Source organism: Flavihumibacter petaseus NBRC 106054, assembly GCF_000974785.1.
Lineage (GTDB): Bacteria > Bacteroidota > Bacteroidia > Chitinophagales > Chitinophagaceae > Flavihumibacter > Flavihumibacter petaseus.
Window position 1 is genome coordinate 1,358,291 of the sequence record NZ_BBWV01000001.1, and the last position, 22,367, is coordinate 1,380,657.

At 50.4% G+C, this 22,367-nt stretch carries 15 protein-coding genes; 4 read left to right on the top strand and 11 right to left on the bottom strand.

What is annotated here, in order from left to right; genetic code table 11:
- Positions 1 to 2: 2 nt before the first annotated feature.
- The 9 genes from acpS to FPE01S_RS05750 all read right to left on the bottom strand — a co-directional run bounded on the left by acpS (position 3) and on the right by FPE01S_RS05750 (position 17,213).
- Positions 3 to 377, bottom strand: coding sequence for a holo-ACP synthase (gene acpS / locus FPE01S_RS05710; protein WP_046367854.1), 375 nt, complete (start codon positions 375 to 377; stop codon positions 3 to 5).
- The gene (locus FPE01S_RS05715; RefSeq protein WP_046367855.1) at positions 374 to 2,047 is read right to left on the bottom strand and encodes a C45 family autoproteolytic acyltransferase/hydrolase; all 1,674 of its coding nucleotides are present in this window, start codon (positions 2,045 to 2,047) and stop codon (positions 374 to 376) included. The genes acpS and FPE01S_RS05715 overlap by 4 nt, the downstream gene beginning before the upstream one ends.
- Positions 2,040 to 3,563 (bottom strand): phytoene desaturase family protein, encoded by a 1,524-nt coding sequence (locus tag FPE01S_RS05720; RefSeq protein WP_046367856.1) that lies wholly within the window; start codon positions 3,561 to 3,563, stop codon positions 2,040 to 2,042. Before FPE01S_RS05720 ends, FPE01S_RS05715 begins: the two co-directional genes overlap by 8 nt.
- Complete coding sequence (locus tag FPE01S_RS05725) at positions 3,538 to 7,434, bottom strand: trifunctional MMPL family transporter/lysophospholipid acyltransferase/class I SAM-dependent methyltransferase (protein WP_046367857.1); 3,897 nt, start codon at positions 7,432 to 7,434, stop codon at positions 3,538 to 3,540. The genes FPE01S_RS05720 and FPE01S_RS05725 overlap by 26 nt, the downstream gene beginning before the upstream one ends.
- Positions 7,410 to 8,597, bottom strand: coding sequence for a DUF2062 domain-containing protein (locus tag FPE01S_RS05730; protein ID WP_046367858.1), 1,188 nt, complete (start codon positions 8,595 to 8,597; stop codon positions 7,410 to 7,412). The genes FPE01S_RS05725 and FPE01S_RS05730 overlap by 25 nt, the downstream gene beginning before the upstream one ends.
- Positions 8,598 to 8,691: 94 nt before the next feature.
- Complete coding sequence (locus FPE01S_RS05735; protein ID WP_046367859.1) at positions 8,692 to 10,245, bottom strand: SusD/RagB family nutrient-binding outer membrane lipoprotein; 1,554 nt, start codon at positions 10,243 to 10,245, stop codon at positions 8,692 to 8,694.
- Positions 10,246 to 10,261: 16 nt separating this feature from the next.
- On the bottom strand, positions 10,262 to 13,453 hold the full coding sequence (locus FPE01S_RS05740) for a SusC/RagA family TonB-linked outer membrane protein (protein WP_046367860.1): 3,192 nt from the start codon (positions 13,451 to 13,453) through the stop codon (positions 10,262 to 10,264).
- Positions 13,454 to 14,182: 729 nt separating this feature from the next.
- A complete protein-coding gene (gene typA, locus FPE01S_RS05745; RefSeq protein ID WP_046368692.1) occupies positions 14,183 to 15,997 on the bottom strand; it encodes a translational GTPase TypA in 1,815 nt (604 codons plus the stop codon).
- Positions 15,998 to 16,085: 88 nt separating this feature from the next.
- Positions 16,086 to 17,213 carry an acyltransferase family protein gene (locus FPE01S_RS05750; protein WP_046367861.1) on the bottom strand — a complete coding sequence of 376 codons (1,128 nt, stop codon included), beginning with the start codon at positions 17,211 to 17,213 and terminating at the stop codon, positions 16,086 to 16,088.
- A 73-nt stretch (positions 17,214 to 17,286) separates the two neighbouring features.
- On the opposite strand from FPE01S_RS05750, the gene FPE01S_RS05755 reads away from it, so the two are divergent.
- Positions 17,287 to 18,627 (top strand): Gfo/Idh/MocA family protein, encoded by a 1,341-nt coding sequence (locus FPE01S_RS05755; protein WP_083990139.1) that lies wholly within the window; start codon positions 17,287 to 17,289, stop codon positions 18,625 to 18,627.
- 11 nt (positions 18,628 to 18,638) lie between these two features.
- Entirely contained in the window at positions 18,639 to 19,634 is a 996-nt protein-coding gene (locus tag FPE01S_RS05760; RefSeq protein ID WP_046367862.1) for an alpha/beta hydrolase, read from the top strand.
- 9 nt (positions 19,635 to 19,643) lie between these two features.
- On the opposite strand, the gene FPE01S_RS05765 is transcribed toward FPE01S_RS05760, so the two are convergent.
- Together FPE01S_RS05765 and FPE01S_RS25365 are read right to left on the bottom strand one after the other, a co-directional pair.
- Positions 19,644 to 19,991 carry a TM2 domain-containing protein gene (locus tag FPE01S_RS05765; protein WP_046367863.1) on the bottom strand — a complete coding sequence of 116 codons (348 nt, stop codon included), beginning with the start codon at positions 19,989 to 19,991 and terminating at the stop codon, positions 19,644 to 19,646.
- A complete protein-coding gene (locus tag FPE01S_RS25365; RefSeq protein ID WP_072053956.1) occupies positions 19,951 to 20,274 on the bottom strand; it encodes a DUF2752 domain-containing protein in 324 nt (107 codons plus the stop codon). The genes FPE01S_RS05765 and FPE01S_RS25365 overlap by 41 nt, the downstream gene beginning before the upstream one ends.
- Positions 20,275 to 20,330: 56 nt before the next feature.
- On the opposite strand from FPE01S_RS25365, the gene FPE01S_RS05770 reads away from it, so the two are divergent.
- Both FPE01S_RS05770 and FPE01S_RS05775 read left to right on the top strand, forming a co-directional pair.
- Positions 20,331 to 21,374, top strand: a complete 1,044-nt coding sequence (locus tag FPE01S_RS05770; RefSeq protein ID WP_046368694.1) for a 3-oxoacyl-ACP synthase III family protein — start codon at positions 20,331 to 20,333, stop codon at positions 21,372 to 21,374.
- Positions 21,375 to 21,475: 101 nt separating this feature from the next.
- Positions 21,476 to 22,366 carry a helix-turn-helix domain-containing protein gene (locus tag FPE01S_RS05775; protein WP_046367864.1) on the top strand — a complete coding sequence of 297 codons (891 nt, stop codon included), beginning with the start codon at positions 21,476 to 21,478 and terminating at the stop codon, positions 22,364 to 22,366.
- Position 22,367: the final 1 nt, after the last annotated feature.

A 22,367-nucleotide genomic window follows, 5' to 3' on the forward strand; every position in this document is an offset into this window, starting at 1 on the left:
CTTTATGACTCAAGAATAACAACGGCAGTTGCCATGGTGGGTTGATGAGAAAGGGATACATGCATTTTACTGATGGCATAGGATCCGAGCGTTACGGCTGTTTCACCCAACAAATGAATTTGCGGCTGACCCTTTCCGTTATGCACGATTTCGATTTCATGGAATGCGGTACCATTGGTCCAGCCGGTTCCAAGGGCCTTGAAAAATGCTTCCTTGGCGGCGAAACGGGCGGCGAAATGTTGCTCGGGATGCGCCTGCTTCCGGCAATACCGGATCTCTTCCGGCGAAAAAACCATTTCGAGGAATCCCTGCCTGCGGGAGATGGAATCGGCCACCCGCTGCACTTCAACGATATCTATCCCTGTGCCGAGGATCATTTTTCTTCCGATAGCTTTAAACAGTCTGCGATCGCTTTTTCGATAGCCTTCTTTTCCTGTGCCGTTGCGATTTCCAGGGTGAGGGCTTTGCGGTAATAAGCCAGCGCAGCGGTATAATCTTTCCTGTATCGTGCTTCCTGACCTGCCAGCACATAGCTGTGGTAGTAGGTGGGATTACTTGTTACAATACTGTCCGGCGCTACATGTCCGCCGTCCAGCAATCGCTGCCGGTAACTGCGGAACCGCTCGAAATCTGCAAACCGCGGCGAAAATAACAAACTATCTGCGGGTATGGTCAGGCTGCTGTCGGCGATCTCCTGGTCAACCTGCATGCCGCGGAGGCTGAAAACCTTATTCAGGTCATAACAGCGAAACGGCCCCAGCTGCCAGGGTGCAGTAGATACCCAAACCCTCCTTTTCTTTGGTTCAAACACAATGGAATGATGGGCGATCAGCTGATTGATGGCTTTCTCGTTGCCTAACCCGATATCAGTTCCCCCGTTTCCTTTATAGTCGCGCAGGATGGCGACCGTCTGCCTGACGGTATTCTGTTGCGCCTGCTGTAACAATGCCTCTACCCTTTCATAGCGGTAGGGGGAGGCGCTTTCCTTCATCTGCTGTTCGTTCGCAGGGGAATGCAGCATTTTCGGACTTTGAAAATGGTTGGCGCAAATAATATAGTTCCGGTGCGGATCATAAACGTCCAGGGAGTCAGGCGTTTTTTCGATCACTACAGCCTTATTATCAGCCGCAGAACCTACCAGAAAGGATTCCGACACGAACATATGGCGGGAGTTTGCAATGGCCAGCGCTTCCTTTATATCAGCAGCGTACTGCAGGATTTCACGGGCCACGAGGGATACCGGTGTTGCAGACCCGCTGGGCATTGCTGTTTTGGCCGCGTTGATGGTAACCGTAAGTCCTTTTTCATTCATACCGGAAACCGCGCCGGTGAATCCGCCCCAGGTTACGGTCATATAGCCATAACCGTTAGCCGGTTTCATGAACGCAACGATTTTGTCTTCTGCAAACTTGTCGCCTACATAGAAATCAAAGTTCCTGCCGATGATAAGGTTGCTGTCTGCAGAGTGCCCGTCCCAGGTGGCGAATGATGTGCACCCCACCAGCGCCATGCTTTGAAGGGCATGACCGATATCATGGGCTGCGTGATAATTCAGCAGCCGCTGATAAGGTTTGCCGATATATCCGTACTTGTCGGAAGCTGATAAAGAGATGCCGTAGATCTCCCTTTTATATTCTTCTTTCACCTGCGCCGGCAACTTGCGGTTGAACCACCCGATGAAATATTTAAGGAAATGTCGGTAGAAGGACGACGGGATCATTTTTTCGATCTGTGCGGCGAAGTGATCTTCCTGGCGGCGGACCAGCTCACCGGTCAGTTTGCCGTTAATGACGCCACGCTCAAAATCATTTCCTTCCACATACAATTCATATAGTCCGGACCGGCTCTTCCGGAACCAGTTGGGACCGAGCGTAAAAAATCCGGGGGATACTTCCCTGCGCCGGAGGTTTTCAGCGGAACGATCGGTTATATCAGGGGGATCCACCTGGGCTACTATATACAAGTAACTAAAGCCGATCAGCAGTAACATCAACAGCACGCCAATACTATACAACAGGCCTTTAACCAACAGGCGGAGTCTACGCATTTTTGATCTTTTCTAATAGTTTTTCAGGGTCCGTAAAACCGGCGCAGGTTTGCAAAGCGCCAACTGATACTCCCAGTAAGCCATGCAATAACAGGTTCTGCCCTGTAAGGTGGAGGTTGGGGATCCGGGTACGGGAAGGGATAATTCCACTGATCGGATCGTCCGCGATCTTGGCCACGCCATACAGGGAACCGTCCGAAGTTCCGATATAATCCCGATATGACAGGGGTGTAGAGTGGTATACAAATTCCATTGCCTCGGAGATACCGGGAAACCTTTGTTCCATCAGGGCAATAAGCCGGTCGCCCATTTCTTTTTTAAAGGCGTCGTACTCCTTTCCGCGATCGCCGGGTTCGGCATCTGTATTGAAGCTATCCGACCATTGGGCTACCCACTCAAAAGGCATGTAGGTCATCAGTGTGACAGACTCGGCGTAATCTATGGCATGGGAGCTTGCGCTGAAATGAACAAAGCAGGTCATCGGCCATTGATCGCGCTCGCAGGAAATGGCTTTCCAGACTCCATCGCGGGCGTGCAGGTAATAATTGTGCTTCTCGTAGGGAATGCTGCCTGGCTTCAGCACAGCATATACACAAAAGGAGGAGATGGTATTCTGTAATTCTCCTATGCGGCGACGGTAAACCTGCCTGAGCTGGGTACTGTCGGTCATCGCCAGCGTTTGTTGCGGGTGCAGGTTGGAGATAAAGGAATCCCCCATCACCCTGGTGCCGTCCTTCAATCTTGCAGCCACCAGCCGGCCATTTTCATCTTCCAATGCCGTGACAGTACAATGGTTAAACAGTTCACCGCCCTGGTTCCTGATCTGTTTTATCAGAAAGCGGGTGATCTGCGATCCGCCATCCAGGCACTTCCAGGAACTCTGTATGTAACTGTTCAGTACCAGTGCATGCACATAGAACGGCGTTTTGCCTTCGATACCGGCGTAGAGGAGGTTGTTCCCGGCCATCAGTTCCCGTAGCCTTTTATTCTCCGTGAGCGTAGCGATATAATCACTGGCCGGAATATCAAGTACCGACATTTTTTCGGCGAGGCCTTCCCCCCATTCGAGCCGGTACAATGGAAAACGCCTGCAAACCTCCTGCATGAAACTGCCATATTGCCTTATAGCAGCGGATTCTTCGGGGAAGTGTTTTTCCAGTTCACCGAGAAACGCGGGATAACCCTGCGCAAAATCATATTCCTTTCCATCTTCCAGGAATACAATACGGTCAAAAACCGCCTCATCCATTTTCTCCAGGCGCACATTTCCGATCACACCGGCATATTTAAAGATCTGGTACAGTGTTTCGCCGGGCCCAAGGGCACCCATATAATGGACGCCGCTGTCAAACAGCACCTTGCGCCTGGAGAAGCTCTGCAGGCAGCCTCCGTACTGGCGGTTCTTTTCGAGTACACATACCCGGTACCCCTCCTTTCCGAGGATGGCAGCACAGAGCAGACCGCCCAGTCCGCTTCCCACTATTACAATATCATATTGCCTGTCCGACGGTTTCATTTGATTTTTTCAGCACGTAAATGATATTCGCGGTATGCCGCGTGTTGTCGATTTCTTCTACTACAAAGCCTTTGGCAGATGCCCAGGCATGAATGCTGCTGCCCGATAAAAAGTGCAGCCCGTCACCGCCTGTTTTATTGAATCCCAGTATCCGGGTAGAAAACAATTCTGTCAATTTCGTCCCTTCCTGCCTTTTAACCAAATCCGCATTGCCTTCCCGTATGATCAGCACACCGCCGGGCAGTAAGCTGTCCAATGCATTCCCCACTACTTTCTCCTGGTCAGCGGGTGCGAGGTAATGCAAGACATCGAGAATCAGAATTCCGTTGTATTTTCCCCAGTTCCAGGCAGTAAGATCGGCTTTCTGGAAATGGAGCTTCCCTGTTTTGGTAAAGCCATGATCTGCCACCGCTATTTTCTCCTCATCATAATCCAGCCCGGTGATGGTTCTTCCGGGAGACGTGTATTGCAGCATGCAGGAGAGAAAACCATAACCGCATCCTGCATCCAGGATATGCCCGTCCCGTGGCATAAGTTTGTCAAAAATCCGGTAATTGTCTTCCAGGCGGCTTTTGATGCGGAGGTACCATTCCAGCACGGGGCCTTTATAGCGGTAGTTGGCGATCAGTTTTTCCCGATAGCCATCCACGTCATAAACACCGGCAACCGGTGTGGCGTACAGGTCCCGGAAATATTTCCCGATTGCTTTGGTCCGTTCGCTGTAATCATTGCCGAACCGGGTATCGTCCTGCCTGATCCTGGGAAGGATCTCGGTGCGGATAGTCCCATCCTTCAGCATGAAATCAGATTTACTCATCGTATATCCGGTACCGCGCAGAAGCACAGGAAGGATATCAATTCCCAGTTGATCAGCAAGATAAAATGCCCCTTTGTGAAACCGTTTCATCTGGCCGTCGGGCGACCGCGTACCCTCCGGAAACACTGCAATGGAATAGCCTTTTTCAACCAGTTTCCGGAGGTTCGTGATATTATCTTCAACACCTTTTTTGACAGGGAAATAATCGGCAAGTTTCACCACATAACCAAAAACCGGAGAGTTCCAGACCCATTCGTTGGTAAAGAGAATGATCTTCGGATGCAACAGCATCAGAGCAAGGATATCCAGAAAAGATTGATGGTTGCTGACGATTACCGCAGGACGAGAGAAATCTTCTCCCGTTGTGTTGATCAGTTGCTTTTTAACATTTCCCATCACATGCAACTGGGTCCACGCGAATTTGGCGAGGAACCAATGATAAACATTTTTACAGCGGTCGCCGGCGAAAGGATTTGCTTTCAGCAACAGGAACCCGATGATGCTGAGCACAAGTGCACCCACTACAAAATAGGTGAACGCCACTATACAGGTGAACAGGTACCAGGCCGTCCACGGGAACCTGTTTTTGGCCGTCCTACCGGTAATGAGGAACCGAAACAGGAAAGGGATCATGACCTGCGAGATCAATACCACACTGCCGATGCCGGTAATGGCAATCCCGGCGATGCTGCGCAGGGAGGGGTGACGTGCAAAAAGCAGCACGCCAAGGCCTGCTAGTGTGGTGATGGCTGAAAGCAAGATACTGGAGCGGAACGATCCGAGATTTTTCCTTCCGGTCTTATATTCCTGCAGCAATCCCTCCAGAGTAAACAGGCTGTAGTCATCACCAAGGCCAAATATGAGTGCTGAAATTATGATGTTGACGATGTTGAATGACATTCCGGTCAGTCCCATGATACCCAGGATCCAGATCCAGCTGATCAGCATAGGCAGAAAGGCAATCAGGGTGAGCTCAATCCTGCCGAAGGACAGCAACAGAACGCCAAAGACGATTGCGGCCGCCATCCAGCTGATCCGGTTAAAATCTTTGCGCACCATGTCTACGAGCCTGGCGGTAACATACTGCATGTCGATTGCTGTAACGCCAGGCTGCTGGTGGAGGGCTTCATACACTGCGGTTTTCTGTTCATTCCCGGTTTTTACCAGGGTGATCAGTTTCACTGACCCACTGTCGCGGATGAGGTAATTATCGGTCAGTTCCCTGTTCAGGCCGGCGGCCATGCTATCGCCAACAGGGTGATAGTTTTTTTGAAGCAAGGCAGCTGTCGGTTGAAATGCTTTTTCACTGAAACCGATCGCGGTGCCTTCCTTTTTCAGGTTATTCAGCAACCATGTTTTTTTCTCCGGTGTCCAGTAGCGGTTCCAGCGATCGATCCGTACCTGTTGTAAGGAATCAGATATGAGCAGCGGCTGCAGGCCTGAATATTTTTTGATGATGGCACTGTTTTCCAGCTGCTGCAGTTTACCGGTCAGCTGATCCTGGTGGCGTAGGGCATCCTCGAGGTCTTTGCCTTCCGCTACTACATATACCGACTGCAACGCAAACGCGTTCAGCTGGTTCACATGGTCCTGCGCACTCCGGAGGCTGTCTGACATGTAGTTCATCCGGTTGAGGTCAGGTTCGAAGGTTACCCGCGATATAAAGCATCCGAAGAATACGGTGAGCACCAGGATGGTGAACACCAGCCATTTATTTGTTTCAAACCGGATGTTTGAAAACCGGTCCAACCAGCTGTAGGTGTGGGCTTCGGGAGTATGCGCCTTATCAACTGCAGTGCTTTTTTTCCTGCTGCCGGGTTGCAGGAGCGGCGGCAGAAAGATAAGGCTGGAAGCGGCGGCACCGGCCAGACTGATCGCGGCAAATCTTCCAAGATCCTGCAGCAGCGGGGATTCCACCCAAAGCAGGCAGAGAAAGCCGCCGATGGTGGTTACGCCACCGATCGTGAGCGGCCAGGTGAGGTCACGCAGCACCTGCTCCATATCATGTTCGTGCCTGCAGTGATTGAACACATGAAGGGAGTAATTCACGGCGATTCCAAGTACGATGGAACCCATTCCCAGTGCAATAACGGAAATCGAACCGTTGAAGAGCGCGATCACGGCCAATGCCAGTAATCCGCCCATTACTGCCGGTACCAGTACCAGTACGGGCGCCATTACCCTCCTGAAATACCAGGCCAGAAAGACAATGAGAAACAGTACGGTCAGTCCCTGCGACAGCAGGCTGTCACGCCGGAGCTGTAAGGCATTACCCACTGCCACGGCAGTGCCGCCGAAATACCGGATGCTGATCTGCGGATGTGACCGTTGCAGGTCATCTTTCAGGGAGTCCAGCGCCTGCAGCAGGAGGGCGTTTTTGGCAGTGTTGTTTTTTGAATATGCAGGATCAATAAACAATACAGCTTCCTTTTGATCACTGGTAAGGATATGCGCATCGTAAAGGGTGAACTGCTGGTCGAATTGCAGCAATTGTAATCGCTTCAATGCAGGGTTGCCAATGCCTGCCAGGTCTGCGGCGATGAAAGGTTTCAGTGCGAGTCCGGCCGGAGAGCTCAGCAAGCGGAGATTCCGGTTGAGTTGGGCACGCAGTCCTTCAGCGGAGATCAGCGAGTCGATGGCGGTATAGTCTTTTTCTTCGAGGTACAGCGGCAGTTGTTCGTGGATCTTTTCCAGCAGTAGCCTGCTGGTGGCTTCATCCACCTGCCAGTAAACATCTTTTACAAGGGGTGCAAGGCGGCCCTGCAATACTGCTGCTATGGAATCTGTTACCTGGACCAGGCTGTCGGGCTGAGGAATACTATCCCGCCAGGCGACAGTGAGGATCATTTTATCAAGCACTTTACTCTGCCGGAAAAGCGCGTCGATCTGTTTGGTTTTTTCGTCCTGCGGAATGATGGCAGTGATATCTTCCTCCAGTTTTATCCGTGACGCAAATATGGCCGGGAGCGCAAGGGCCGCGGCGAAGCAGAGCCGGAAGACCCAGGGGTGGTTCCGGAAGTAACGGTATATTACCAGGAAAATATTCGCTCCCATTTCATCACAAGATAAGATAGCAGCCCGATGACAAGTCCCGCAACGATGGCAAGGGTGACACTGCCCAGCAGGTATTGCTGCAGGTTGGTTTGAATGGATGCCAGCGACAGGTTGGTATCCAGCGTAAGATGACTGGCTGCATTACCCATCCATGGGGCGCCGGCCAGGAAACTGGTATAAATGATCAGGGGGATCATGGGAGGTATGCTGATGTTGGCAGCGGCGATGACAAGTGCCTTATTCAGCCTGAAGAGTACAGCCAGGGAGATCCCGACGATCAGCTGGAAGCCCCAGATGGGGACGATTCCCATAAAGATGCCAAAGCCAATCGATATTGCTTTTCGTTCGGCGGTCTGTCCGGGTTCAAATAGTTTCTGAATCAGTTCCTTTCGCTGGTTTTTTTTTAGCAGTTGCCGGAAAAAGTCGCGGGGTTTGATGTACAGGAAGGCGATTGCAAAAAACACGGTATTCAGCACGCTGATGCGGGTAAAGTCTTTGAACGGACGGAAATGCGATACCCGTTCTGCAGCCGGTGGGTAGTACACCTGTACGGGAACCGATAACAAGGGAATGCCTTTCCAGGCTGCGCGAACGATCACTTCCACTTCGAATTCATACTTGCGGGTATAGAAGTGCATGCCGGACATTGCATGAAGGGGGTACAGGCGGTAGCCGCTTTGTGTGTCGGGGGCGCTGATGCCGGTATACAGTTTGAACCAGAAATTGGAGAACCGGTTGCCAAAGCTGCTTTTCCCGGGTACGTTGGCCGTAGCACCGAGGTTCCTTGCGCCTATTATGAGGGCACCGGGGTTTTGTGAGAGGGCGTCCAGGAAAATGGGCAGGTCGGCGGGGTAATGCTGGCCGTCGGCATCGATGGAGATCGCATAATCGTAACCCGCTGCGGCTGCGGCAGCAAATCCCTGCCTGAGTGCATATCCTTTGCCACGGTTAGGCGTATAACTGATTATTGTTATATCAGAAAATGCTTCCAGCAGGGTGGTTGTCGTATCAGTGGACCCGTCGTTGATCACGAAGATATTGCGGGTATATTCCTGTACGCCCCGGATAACGGCACCGAGGGTACCGTCATTATTATAGGTAGGCACCAACACACAGCAGCGGTACTGATCAAAAGCCTCCTGAAATGCGGGAAAAGGGAACATCGCTGCAAAGAAACTTAAAGTGTGGCAAAGAAAAAAGGCACCAGTTACGGTGCCCTTTTTTTCTCTATCAGTCTTAGAAAAATACCCGGAAGAATTAGTCGACATCCCAGAAGAGGCGGTCGGTGAATATGTTGATATCACCCTGTGCCTTCACATTCGCGGTATTGGAACCCAGTTCGGTACTGGGATAGAAGATCCGAACCGGCGGAACGGCGTCAACTGCGGCGGCGGCTGATTTCGGGATCACAGGGAACCCCGTACGGCGGAATTCTGACCATGATTCAAGTCCACTGAAGTTGGTGAGCGCGATCCATTTCTGCATCCAGATGGCTTTCAGCTTGTCAGGAGATGCTTCCCAGTCGGCCAGGTCTTTTCCGCTGTGCAACAGCACATCGGCTTTGTCGAGGCCGTAGGCAGAGAGTGTTCCTGTTAAACGGAAGGATTCCTTCACCCCCTGCTCATAGAAACCTTTGGCAGTACCATCGGTAACCAGTGCCGGGAAACTGACGGAAGGGAATCTTTGCTTGGCTTCAGCAAGCAGGAAGAAACTTTCTGCAGCGGTCATAAGCATCATGCGCTTGTTGAACTGGTTCCGTATAATAACAGATGGTCCTATGTAAGAAGTGTTCTGAGACAGGTAGCCGGAAGAGATGCCATAAGGCACAGCGGCATAATTGGCAAGAACTTCTTCCACTTTGCTTTTACCAGGATTGCCACCGTCTTCGCCGCCTTTGGCATAGGCCAGTCTTTTCAGGCGGAAAGTGTCATTGGTTGCTACGAGGTTGTCAAAGAGGAAGGTGGTCGGACGGGGGAAACGTGCGTAGGGACGAATGGTTCCATTCGCATCGTAGCCGATATAGTCATACAACGGGTTGGTTTGCCCAGTGCTTCCCAGGTAACCGGGAGAACTGGTTACGTCCATTGCAGCACCCAAAACGCCAACTGGATCAGCTGCAACTTTTGCAAGTTCCGTTTCAATATAACCCTGCAAATCAGCTACGCGGCTCTGACGGATGAGAATGCGCAGCTTCAGGCTATTGGCAAATTGTACCCAGCTGGTGAGGTTACCACCAAACACGAGATCGGATGATTTGCTGGAGTTGAGGAATTCAGGATTGGCTGCGATATCAGCCAGTGCATTGTCCAGCAGGGTGATAAGTCCTTTGTAAACATCTTTCTGATCGTCGAAGGAAGGCGTCAGTGCACCGGTTCCTTTGAGCGCGTCAGTGAAAGGAATGTTTCCATAAAGATCGGTCAGTTGCTGGAAAATATAGGCCTGCATGATTTTGGCCGGACCTTTTACGAAAGGCTGACCCATACCGTCGGCATTGTCAATGGCGTACTGGAAATCACCCAGGATATCGTAGTAACCGTCCCAATAGTTGAAATTGGTGTTGTTGATGATATACTGGAAAATCGGACCATTGATGATATAGGTGTTGGACTGTGTCCATTGCGCTGACCAGTAAGACCCTGTTTCATTTGGTGTAACGGTTGCTACCGTGCGGTTGATGCCGCTGGCCAAAACGAAGTCGGGTGTTGAGGTCGGCAGCTGGTTCGGGTTCTGGTTGATATCCAGCCAATTTTTCGTGCAACCCGCCGAAGCTAATCCAAGCAGGGCGACCGGTACTATATATTTCAGTTTCATTATTCGCTTGTTTAGATTATTTGAATGTGATGTTCAGGTTGAAACCATATTGGCGAACCGGGGGAGTCTGCAGGGTGTTGTTGATACCAAGACCGTTACCGGTTGTGAAGCTGTATTCAGGATCAGTAAACTGATTCTCGCTGTCAACGATGGTGATCAGGTTACGGCCAAAAAGGCCGAGGGAGGCACCACTGAGGAATCCTGTTTTGGCCACCAGTTTCGGGCTGAAATTATAAGTAACGTTGATATCACGCAGCTTGATGAACCATGCAGGAACGGTGAAGTTCTCAGCGATCAGGCGATAACGGTCCACCCAGTAGGAGTATTCCGCTTCTGCCACTTTCACATCAGTATTCTCAACATATTTACCAGTTCCGTCATCATATACGGAATTGGGAACTACGAATGGTTCACGCTGTTCGGTCCAGCCGCCGGAACCAGTGAAGGTCATCTGGCGTCCGAGGTCGCTGTACATCACGTTGCCACCGCGATATTCGAAGTTGGCAGTAAGGGTGAGGTCTTTGTAACGAACTCTTGTACCAGCACCAAGGATATGCTTGGGGATAGCGCGGCCCAGGTTTTTAAGCGGTCCATTGGTTGCAGGATAGCCATTCGCCTTGCTTACCACGATCTTGTTGGTAGCCGGATCGCGGATATAGCTAACTGCTTTAACAAAGGGGAATGCCTGCCCTACTGCTACGTTGGAAGACGCGTATGCATACCCACCATAGCTGAATTCATCCACACCAGGATACAGCTTGATCACTTCATTATCATTGAAAGAATAACGGAAGTTCAGGTCCCAGTCAAAATTAACAGCGCGTATTGCCTGTAATTTCAGGTCAAGTTCGTAACCCCAGTTTTTCGTTTCGCCGACATTAAGGCGGAGGTTATTGTAAGCAGTACTGTTCGGAACCTTAACGGTGAGGATAGAGTTCTTACTGTTTGCAGTGTAATAAGTCGCATCAAGGCTGATCCGGTTGTTGAGGAACTGGAATTCGCCACCCACTTCAAAAGAGTTGATGGTCTCCGGTTTCAGGTTCGGATCTGGCAGCACGTCACCCCGGGTAATACCAACAACGCTATTGTAAGGAAAGCCTGGCGCGTTGGAGTAAATGAGATCAAGTGGATAGGGGGTATCATTGTTAATGTTATCGTTTCCATTGGTGTTGTAGCCGGCACGCAGTTTAGCATATCCAAGGATATTGGATTTGAGGACCGGAAGCAACTCTGTCAGGATAACAGATGCGTCCATACCGGCACTGGGATAAGCATAGAGATCGGTGGGACGATCAGCTTTGTAGAAAAGAGAAGAGTAGTCGTAGCGGAATGAACCGTGCAGGAACACCATATCTTTCCAGCCTGCAGTCGCATCCACATAGTAGCCATATTTCCTGTAGTTGGTGTTGTTTTCACCACCAACCAGTGCACCCTGACGGTTACCTACGTTATAGATGTCGGGAACCACAACGGAATTGGAACCAATTTCAATGAACTTGGTTTTGCGCTCGTAGGTGCTGTAACCCACGAGGCCTTTAATGCCAAAATCACCAAAGTCTTTGTTGAACTGTGCCTGGAATTCGTTGTTGATAACGGTTTCCTTGGTGGAGGCATCATAGGTGCTACCCAGCAGGTCAGACAGCGTGCGGGTAATACCTTCACCATCGTCCTGATCCCAGGGTTCGGGCACATAGGCGCTGTTCTTGGCCCAGGAGCTGTACAGGAACTTACCAACGGTATTTTTCCGAGTACGGTTGTTGCTCATCACACCAAGCTTGTTGTAGAGGTTCAACCAGCTGGAAACTTTGTAGTTCAGCTCGATGTTTCCGGTTACGTTATTATCCTGGTACTTCTGGCGGTCATTGTCCAGCCTGTGATACGGGTTGGTAAAATAGTCGTTGTAGTAGGCGTTGGGACTTGCAAACTTGTTGTTTTTCCAGTCGCGCATTTCATCCAATGGAATGTGCGCTGCCTGGTTGATCATTTCGTTGTAGAAGTCAAAAGTAGTACGGTCGTAGTTGGCCTGCACATATGCAGCATTGAAACCGGCAGAGAGTCTGCCCATTTCTGTTTTGGCGGCCATACGTACACCGGTACGCTTGCTCTGATCACCCGGCACAACACCTTTCATGATATTGTTTTCCAGGCTCATGAAGAACGTTGTCAGGTCGCTGCCGCCGCTGAAGGAAACCTGGTTGTTCATGTTATAACCCCTGTCCCAAATTTTCCTGCGGATATTATCAATCGGAGAATAGGGCAGTTCCAGCACGCTGCCATCTTCCAGCACACGACCGGCGGGACGGATAGAACCGTCATAGGCGTCACCGTATTGCTGGTTTTCGTAAGAGCGCCAGTTGTCTTTCATCCTGTCGAGATAGTCAGGCTTCCAGCCCGCACTACCGAAAGAAGCAGCATAGTGCGAACCACTGCCATATTTGTCCTGAAAGTCAGGAAGAAAGCTGATTTCTTCCACGTTTGTGCTATTGCTGTAAGTCACCTGCAGTTTTCCCTTACCGCCTTTTTTGGTGGTGATTACCAACGCACCGTTTACTCCTGCGGAACCATACAGCGTTGCTGCCTGGCCCCCTTTCAGGATGGAGACGCTTTCGATATCATTCGGGTTAAGAATGTTCAGCATGGTGGAAGAACCCGGAGGCATCGGCAAACCGTCGATTACCACAAGGGCGTCGTTGTTACCGGAAATAGAACGGTAGCCGCGGAGGGTGATCTTTACCTGCGGATCCACGCTGTTGTTCACGTTGTACACCGCCAGACCGGAAACTTTTCCCGAAAGGCTCTGTGCCAGTTGGGGCGAGCGACCAACGCGAAGGTCTTCATTGGAAACTTTTGCTACAGAGTAGCCAAGCTCCCGTGGGCGGCGGCGGATTCCCTGTGCGGTTACCACCACTTCTTCCAGTTGTTTGTTCTGTGACATGGTTAAAATCACAGAGTTTTTGCCTTCCAGCGTAATTTCCTGTTTGTCGTAACCGATAGAGGTCACGATCAGTACATCTGTTGGTTCCGCATTAATAATGAAGGAACCGTTGTTGTCAGCGGTTGTCGCTGTGGTCTTCCCCTTGATCTTGATGGTGGCGAATGGAATCGGGCTGCCTTTTCCGTCGTAGACTTTGCCAGAAATTTTGCTGGCTTGCCCGAATACCAACATTCCGGCGCATAGGAATACGCCAAGGAGCGAGATCTTTCTCATGTGTTAGTTTTGGTGTTAATAAAATGAAATAGGTAAAGAAGGGCTAATGGGATTGTTAACCGAGCTTTAACCTAACTAAATGTTAAAATACCATAAAAACAATAATAACCGCAAGTACCGGATAAAAAAACACATAAGAATTTTTTCAATATATATATCTCGTTCTTAATCTACATGATAAGTTCTTTAGAAAAGTGAAAATTATCTGCATAAAACCGCAGGTATGTCCATTTTACACGACAGTGGCAAAAAGAAAACCATCACTTTTGCCAGAAATTGCCGTAGTCCCTTAATATGCTCCTTTCATCCCTGAATTCAGCCATTTGGAAGTATTCCTTAAGATGCCACCCGAAAGGCAGCCTTTCGGATTTACCATAGTCATCCCTAAGGGTTTTCTACTATTTATTGCATATACACGCATAAGGCTGCATATTAATGCAAAGTGATTTTAATCAACAGACCCTGCCTAACAACTTATATGCCAGAATATTGGATATATGGCGGGTAGCAATGTACTGCAAGGGGTGAAAAGTGTTATAGGACCGGTTTAAGTTAGGGTCTGATGCGCTTACCAGGTTCCGACCAGGCTCAATCCATGTGCCACCTATGTGCGAAGGGGGGTGTTTGCCTATGGACGGAACTTGTTTTGCACATGGTTGGCACCTGGTTTACATAAAAAAAGCTGCTCCCTTCCAGGAGCAGCTCACTATTCAAATCTGCTAATTACAATTACGCTTCTACGTCAGCTTTCAGCATCTTCTGGAAACGGTTCCGCTCATTCTCATCCAGGTAGATCTTTCTCATCCGGATAAAATTGGGCGTTACTTCGATACACTCATCGTGCTGGATATATTCCATACACTCTTCCAGTGTCATCAGGGTCTTCGGAGCAATCCGGGTAGCATCATCACTGCCGCTGGCGCGGTGGTTGGTCAGTTTCTTTCCTTCCGTAACATTCACCACGAGATCACCAGGCTTAATGTTCTCCGCCACGATTTGTCCCGCATAAATGTCTTCTCCCGGATCTACAAAGAATGTTCCGCGGTCCTGGAGCTTGTCAATGGAATAACCGGTAGTCTTTTCTGTATTCTTGGAGATCAGCACGCCGTTGTTACGGCCCGGAATGGAACCTTTCCACCCTTTGTATTCCGTAAACCGGTGGTTCATCACCGCTTCACCGGTAGTAGCCGTCAGCATCTGCGTTCTCAGACCGATCAGTCCACGGGAAGGAATTTCAAATTCCAGGTGCTGCATTTCACCCTTGGTTTCCATTACCAGCATTTCTCCCTTACGGCGGGTAACCAGGTCGATCACTTTGCTGGCGAACTCCTGCGGTACGTCCACCACGAGGTTTTCATACGGCTCATGGCGCTTTCCATCAATGTGCTTCACGATTACCTGGGGTTGACCCACAGTCAGTTCGTATCCCTCGCGGCGCATCGTTTCGATCAATACACCGAGGTGCAGGATACCACGTCCATATACCTGGAAGCTGTCACCGCTATCGGTATCGAATACCCGAAGTGCCAGATTCTTTTCTGTTTCTTTCATCAGGCGGTCACGAAGGTGACGGGAAGTCACAAACTTGCCATCCTTTCCATAAAACGGAGAGTTATTGATGCTGAACAACATGTTCATGGTCGGCTCATCCACGCTGATCACGGGAAGTGCTTCCATATTCTCCTGGTCGGAGATCGTGTCACCGATATTGAATCCTTCGAGACCAACTACTGCACAAAGATCACCGGCCATTACCTCAGTCACTTTACGTTTGCCCATGCCTTCAAAAACATAGAGTTCTTTCACCCTTTGTTTTTTCACAGTGCCGTCAGCCTGCATCAGTGCGATCGGTTGGTTTTCCTTGATAGAGCCACGGGTTACTTTACCCACAGCGATCCGCCCAAGGAAGGAAGAATAATCCAATGAAGTGATCTGCATCTGCAGGGTACCCTCCGTTACTTTCGGCTCGGGTACATATTTCAGGATGCCATCCATCAGCGGTGTAATATCTTCCACCGGTGTAAGGCTATCGTTGAACCAGCCGTTCTTTCCGCTGCCGTAATAGGTGGGGAAGTTGAGCTGCTCTTCGCTGGCATCGAGGTTGAAAAAAAGTTCAAATACAGCGTCGTGCACTTCATCGGGGCGGCAGTTCGGTTTGTCAACCTTATTGATCACCACGATCGGTTTCAGGTTAAGCTGAAGTGCTTTCTGCAGTACGAAACGGGTCTGCGGCATGGGACCTTCAAAGGCATCCACCAGCAGGATCACACCGTCTGCCATTTTCAATACCCTTTCTACCTCACCACCGAAGTCGGCGTGGCCCGGAGTATCAATCACATTGATCTTGACGTCTTTATAGGTAACCGCAGCATTTTTACTGAAGATGGTGATACCACGCTCCCGCTCAAGGTCGTTGCTGTCCATGATCAGCTCGCCCGTTTCCTGATTATCCCGGAACACTTTCGTGGTGTGCAGGATTCTGTCAACCAGGGTTGTCTTACCATGGTCAACGTGTGCAATGATTGCTATATTTCTGATATCCATAACGCTTTCTGCCTGAAGGCGGTTGCCATCGGCGCGCAAAGGTACGCCAAAATGGCCGGGCGGCAAGCGATCGGAGATAAAGAAAATGTTATACCCGGATATAGATTCTGCGCCGGTCCATCCACCATCCTGCTAGCCAGCAGGTTAACATAAAAACCAGGGCAAAAGCCAGCGAGGATGTTTTTCCACCAATCCATGAAAATCCATTCCGGTAGATGCTTTCATACAGGGAAACGCCTTCATTCGTCTGTACAAAATACAAAATAATAGCCAGGATCTCTGAAAGCAGGTAAATGATCAGCGGGTTCTTCCCGAAAACGGTGAAAAACTGCTTTCCCACCGTGATATTCCGGAAATCAACGGCATATATAATGCCGCAAAGGATAATACAATCCAGCCCCCCCGTCAGCAACACAAAGGAGCTGGTCCACAGCTTTTTATTCACCGGCAGGAAAAAATTCCACCACCATGCCAGGAAAACCAGTCCCACTCCCGCCAGCAACAGCTTGCCAACCGTTTCCCAGTTGATGCCGTTGCGCCGGATCCAGTTTCCCGCCAGGTACCCCCCGATCACATTGGCAATAGCAGGCAGGGTACTGAGCAGTCCTTCAGGGTCAAAAGCAAGTCCTTCCCCGTGATACAGATGCTTTTCGCCCAGTAGCCAGCGGTCAATCCTGAGCACGGCATTTCCTTCCAGGCTCAGCGGATCACCCGGACCGGCAAACCAGTAAAGGCAGCCCCAGTACAGAAAAAGCAACGCCACTGCCAGCCAGGCGGCAAGTTTAGGTTTCAGGAAATAAATCATCAATGCAGCGGCACCATAGCAAAGCGCTATCCGTTGCAGCACCCCGAATACCCGTGTTTCAACAAAGGGGGACAAATAGTAACCTGCATCACCTCTTTTTACAAATGGAAACCAGTACATCAGGAATCCCAGCAGGAATATGATCGCGGTGCGTTTCAGAATCTTAGCGGTAACTGTGCCGGCAGGCAGGCTTTCCCATTTCGGCATCACGAAAGCCATCGCATTGCCCACGGCAAACAGGAATGAAGGAAATACCAGGTCAGTGGGGGTGAAACCGTGCCAGTGCGCGTGGAGCAGGGGAGAAAACGTATTTCCACCGTTTCCCGGGGTATTGACAATGATCATGAAGCAGATGGTCATGCCGCGGAAAATATCCAGGGCAGGGAAACGGTCGGATCGGCTGGTGGTCATGCAGGCCTTGGGTTTTCGTGAATTTAACAAGATTTGGGGCAATGCTAAGCATTCATTGTTAGTAAATTAGCCTATGGAGAAAAGGTGGAGTCACAGAGGCGGAGAACCCTCACAGGTTTCCTTATACGAGATAGAAAATGAAGATGCCGATCCGATTTTATTGCCGGACAATCTCCGGCCTGTGCCCCGGCCGGTAACCGCCATCATTATCGGAGCCGGAAAACGGGGTAAAATCTATGGGAACTATGCCATCCGGTTTCCCGATCAGCTGAAGATCGTGGGTGTTGCAGAGCCCAATGCGATCCGCCGTCTCCGGTTTGCCCAACAGCATCAGCTTGACTTCTCTGCCTGTTTTACCGATTGGAAGGAGGTATTTAGCCTTGCAAAAATTGCTGATGCCGTTATTATTTCCAACCCCGACCACCTTCACTATGGTCCCTGTATTGCTGCGATGGAAGCGGGGTATCATATCCTGCTTGAAAAGCCGATCAGTCCCAGTGAATCGGAGTGTCGCGACATCCTCGCAAGAAGCCGCCATTTTAAAGGCATACTTGCTGTTTGCCATGTATTGCGTTACGCGCCCTATTTCCAGCAACTGAAAAGCCTGCTGGCGGCAGATGCCATTGGACGGGTGGTCAGTATCCAGCACCTAGAGCCGATAGAATACGTGCACATGAGCCATTCCTATGTTCGGGGCAACTGGCACAACAGCGAACGTTCAGCGCCTATTATCCTGGCCAAATCGAGTCACGACATGGACATCCTGCGCTGGCTGATCGGCAAGCCCAGCCTTGCGATCCACGCTTTCGGGCACCTGTCGTGGTTCCGGAAAGAAAATGCCCCGGCGGGAAGCACGTCCCGATGCACCGATGGCTGCGCTGTAGAAAAGAACTGTCCGTACTCGGCCATCCAGATCTATTACCGCGACAGGAAAAGGAATTATGTTTTCGACCTTCCCCAACTCAAAGAAGAACAACCTGCCTTTATCCTGGAACAACTGAAAACGACAGATTATGGCCGGTGTGTTTACCGGATGGACAATGATCAGCCGGATCATTATGTCAGCAATATCCTGTTCGAAGACAATACGACGGTCAGTTTTTCCATGCAGGCGTTTACTTCCTATGAAGGCCGCCGAACCAGGATCATGGGCAGTCATGGAGACATAGTGGGTGACATGACGGAATTCAATATCACCCATTACAAGAGTAATAAGAAAGAGCACTGGATTGAAAAGACGGACAAACATGGCGGGGGCGACTGGCGCCTGATGGCGGATTTTATCCAGGCCGTTTCCAAAAATGATCCGGGACTATTAACTTCAACTATTGATGCCTCCATCGAAAGTCACCTGATGGGCTTTGCAGCCGAGCTGAGCCGGCTGGAAAAAAGGGTGGTGGATATCCGACTATAACTGACACAGCTATGCGAAAATATAGGTGGCTGGCGGTAGTACTGCTGATTGCGCTCGTTTACCTGGCAGGCCCGCATCCCGATAAGCCGAAATATTCCCCTGCCCTGCCTGTTGCTCCTGCTGATGCAACTGACCTCGAACAATATGTGGCGGCGATGGACCGCGCCCATCAGATCAAACCTGACAATGAAGCAAGGATCGTGTGGTTCGACTCACTGCGCCGGCCAACCGAATATTCCATCGTTTACCTGCATGGTTTCTCCGCATCACAATTTGAGGGCGCTCCTACGCATGAACATATTGCCCGGCAGTTCGGAGCAAATCTCTACCTGGCAAGGCTGGCTGAACATGGTATCGATACCTCGGAACAATTGCTGAATCTGACCACCGATAAATATTGGGAATCTGCAAAGGACGCCCTGGCAGTGGGCATGAGACTTGGACGAAAAGTCATTCTAATGGGCACCAGTACCGGAGCAACAAATGCAATCCAACTGGCAGCAGCATATCCCCAGCTGGTTTCAGCGCTTATCCTGATGAGTCCCAATATTGCCATCAATGATCCCAATGCCTGGATCCTCAATAATCCGTGGGGACTACAGATCGCACGGCTGGTGACCGGAGGTAATTACCGTACGGCCTCGGACAACCGACCGATGTACAAACAATACTGGAATTATCATTACCGGCTCGAAGCCGCCGTAAACCTGGAGGAGATGCTTGAGACCAGCATGGTACCGGAGACTTTTGAGAAAGTGAAACAGCCAGCTTTGTTGCTGTACTATTACAGGGACGAGAAAAACCAGGATGATGTGGTGAAGGTATCTGCCATGAAAAAGATGTTCAGCCAGATCGCAACACCGGCGGAATTCAAGGAAGAACATGCCATGCCCCTGACAGGCAATCATGTTATTGCATCACCTTTCAAATCCGCTGACGCGGAAGGCGTGGAAAAAGTCATTTCCACTTTCCTGGACAAAAAATTGAAGTTACCGCGGCACGATTGACCATGTCAATCAGTTCCCCACCATGCGCGCAGATTCATACATCTGTTCGAGGTTGTAGTCTGTTGCCAGCTTTTTGTAGTTGACTACATCGACTATCGTTCCGATCAGGCAAAGTCCGCCGGTTAACAGATACAGGATGCCCATTCCTACCTGACCCAATACGAACCGCTGGATACCGGCCACTACTACGAAACCGAGGCAGGTGAGCAGCAGGATCTCCTGTGGCTTTTTACGTTTTCCTCCATACAGCATGAAAAACTGCTGCTGTTGTGATTCCGTCATTTTTCCGGTCAGTTCCTTGATACCCGCCAATTCCTCAGGTTGCAGGTCCGGCAGGCCCATCAGGTAATTGTTCATGTAGGGATATTTTATGGGTTATCATTAAAGATATAATTCTCGCGCCAATAATCAGCACTGCCGGAATACCGAAATAATGGTAATGCCAGGATTGACGAAATGCGCCGTGCATGGCGGCATGCATGCTTTTTCCGAGACCACAGCCGGGACAATGCTGCCAGCCCAGCCAGTGAAACAGGCAAAGCGAAGTCTGGTCGCGGGAAGGATCTACAGCAAAGAACAGTAACAGCAAAGCTGTAAGCCAGATGCTGACCTCGTTATGGCGATAAAGGAAGCTCCTCATGGATTCGTACAAAATACAACCATTTTGCAACTAATTTTATGGTCAAAATGATTGCTATGCCGCGCACCCGCATCGCTGGAATCGGTAAATATGTTCCCGGTAATGTATTTACCAATAATGACCTGACCCAATGGATGGATACCAGTGATGAATGGATCCAGGAACGCACTGGAATAAAGGAGCGGCGGTATGCCGACCGCACGGGGGAAACCACGGCAACCATGGGAGCAGAAGCAGCCAGCCAGGCCCTCTCCCGGGCAGGAGTAACTGCTGCTGATGTGGATTTCATCATTTTTGCGACACTGTCCCCCGACTATTATTTTCCGGGATGCGGCGTATTGGTACAACGTATACTGGGGTGCGGCGAGATCGGCGCGCTGGATATCCGCAACCAGTGCAGCGGTTTCGTTTATGCCCTCTCGGTAGCAGACCAGTTTATCAAAGCCGGCATGTACAAAAACGTGCTGGTGATCGGCAGTGAGAAACATTCTTTCGGAATAGATTTTTCAACCCGGGGCAGGAACGTGGCTGTAATATTCGGAGACGGAGCGGGTGCAGTGCTCCTGCAGCCGACGAGCGATCCGGACAGGGGAATCCTGAGTACGCACCTGCACAGCGATGGTGCAAGTGCCGAACAGCTGGCCATGTATAACCCAGGCACGCACGGCAACCGCTGGGGCAACTTCGCCAGCTACGATGACCACGCTATCGGCGATACGTTCATGAGCAAGGCTATGGTAGAAGAGGCCCAGAATTTTCCGTATATGGATGGACCGGCTGTGTTCAAAAAAGCGATAGTCAAGTTTCCTGAAGTCATCTGTGAGGCGCTGGACGCCAATGGTTATCAGCCGGCTGATCTTACACTGCTGATTCCCCACCAGGCCAACCTGAGGATTGCACAGGGAGTTCAACAGAAACTGGGCCTGCGGGATGACCAGGTGTTCAACAATATTCAGCGTTATGGAAATACTACGGCAGCTTCTGTTCCCCTGGCGCTTTGTGAGGCCTGGGAGGAAGGTCGCATAAAAGAGGGAGATCTTATCTGCCTGGCCGCATTTGGAAGCGGGTTCACCTGGGGCAGCGCCTTGCTGCGGTGGTAGGAGGACTCAAAAAGGCAACATTAATCACCATATTTTAACCCTTCGTTGCCGGTTTTTCACCTGCTGATGGTAATTTTAGCGAAATGCTGTAACTTTTAACCATGAAAGTACTGCAATTCACCATCCCGGTTCCCGGAGATAAAAACATCATCGTGCAGCAGGAAAGTATGCCGTTTTTCTATCCGCACCTGCACCGCCACGATGAATTGCAGCTGACCTGGATCCAGCGGGGCGAAGGGACGTTAGTTGTAGGAAACAACATGCATCCCTTCCGGTCAAACGAAATTTATTGTATTGCCCCGAATCAGCCGCATGTATTCAAGAGCGATCCCAGTTATTTTGAAGATGGCTCGGCCAAAATGGTGAAGGCCATGACGATCTTTTTCAACCCGAATGGCAAACTGCAGTACCTCCTGGATCTCGCGGAAGCCAGGTCCATAAAAACGTTCTTACAGAAGCATCGCAATGGTTTTGCCGTTCCTGAAGAAGAAACCGGCGCCATAACGCGCCTGATGACCAGGATCAGCCGGGATAACGGCCTCGAACAACTGATCTCCTTCCTTGAATTGTTGCGTTGCTTCACCGGACTGCAGCAACTGACCGAATTGTCCACTTTCACCGACATGGCGGGTGTAACCGAACATGAAGGCATTCGCCTGGGCCATATCTATCACTATATCATGGACCACTATGCCGACCAGCTGACGCTCGAGGATGTAGCGAAGGAAGCGCACATGACACCTCAGGCATTCTGTCGGTATTTCAAGAAAAGAACCAGGCACACGTTCGTGTCATTTCTGAATGAAGTGCGCATTCATGAAGCCTGCAAACGACTTACTGATGGCGCGGTGGACAGTATCAGCACCATCGCCTATACCTGCGGCTTTAACAGCATTACCAACTTCAACCGCGTATTCAAATCCATTATTGGAAAATCCCCCAGCGAGTACCTGGAATCGTATTACCATAACACGCTGGAGGTTGCTTCCTGAT

Bases quoted from the DNA above. Each gene is read 5' to 3' on its own strand.
- acpS (WP_046367854.1), bottom strand. From the start codon at position 377: ATGATCCTCGGCACAGGGATAGATATCGTTGAAGTGCAGCGGGTGGCC.
- FPE01S_RS05715 (WP_046367855.1), bottom strand. From the start codon at position 2,047: ATGCGTAGACTCCGCCTGTTGGTTAAAGGCCTGTTGTATAGTATTGGC.
- FPE01S_RS05720 (WP_046367856.1), bottom strand. From the start codon at position 3,563: ATGAAACCGTCGGACAGGCAATATGATATTGTAATAGTGGGAAGCGGA.
- FPE01S_RS05725 (WP_046367857.1), bottom strand. From the start codon at position 7,434: ATGGGAGCGAATATTTTCCTGGTAATATACCGTTACTTCCGGAACCAC.
- FPE01S_RS05730 (WP_046367858.1), bottom strand. From the start codon at position 8,597: ATGTTCCCTTTTCCCGCATTTCAGGAGGCTTTTGATCAGTACCGCTGC.
- FPE01S_RS05735 (WP_046367859.1), bottom strand. From the start codon at position 10,245: ATGAAACTGAAATATATAGTACCGGTCGCCCTGCTTGGATTAGCTTCG.
- FPE01S_RS05740 (WP_046367860.1), bottom strand. From the start codon at position 13,453: ATGAGAAAGATCTCGCTCCTTGGCGTATTCCTATGCGCCGGAATGTTG.
- typA (WP_046368692.1), bottom strand. From the start codon at position 15,997: ATGGATATCAGAAATATAGCAATCATTGCACACGTTGACCATGGTAAG.
- FPE01S_RS05750 (WP_046367861.1), bottom strand. From the start codon at position 17,213: ATGACCACCAGCCGATCCGACCGTTTCCCTGCCCTGGATATTTTCCGC.
- FPE01S_RS05755 (WP_083990139.1), top strand. From the start codon at position 17,287: ATGGAGAAAAGGTGGAGTCACAGAGGCGGAGAACCCTCACAGGTTTCC.
- FPE01S_RS05760 (WP_046367862.1), top strand. From the start codon at position 18,639: ATGCGAAAATATAGGTGGCTGGCGGTAGTACTGCTGATTGCGCTCGTT.
- FPE01S_RS05765 (WP_046367863.1), bottom strand. From the start codon at position 19,991: ATGAACAATTACCTGATGGGCCTGCCGGACCTGCAACCTGAGGAATTG.
- FPE01S_RS25365 (WP_072053956.1), bottom strand. From the start codon at position 20,274: ATGAGGAGCTTCCTTTATCGCCATAACGAGGTCAGCATCTGGCTTACA.
- FPE01S_RS05770 (WP_046368694.1), top strand. From the start codon at position 20,331: ATGCCGCGCACCCGCATCGCTGGAATCGGTAAATATGTTCCCGGTAAT.
- FPE01S_RS05775 (WP_046367864.1), top strand. From the start codon at position 21,476: ATGAAAGTACTGCAATTCACCATCCCGGTTCCCGGAGATAAAAACATC.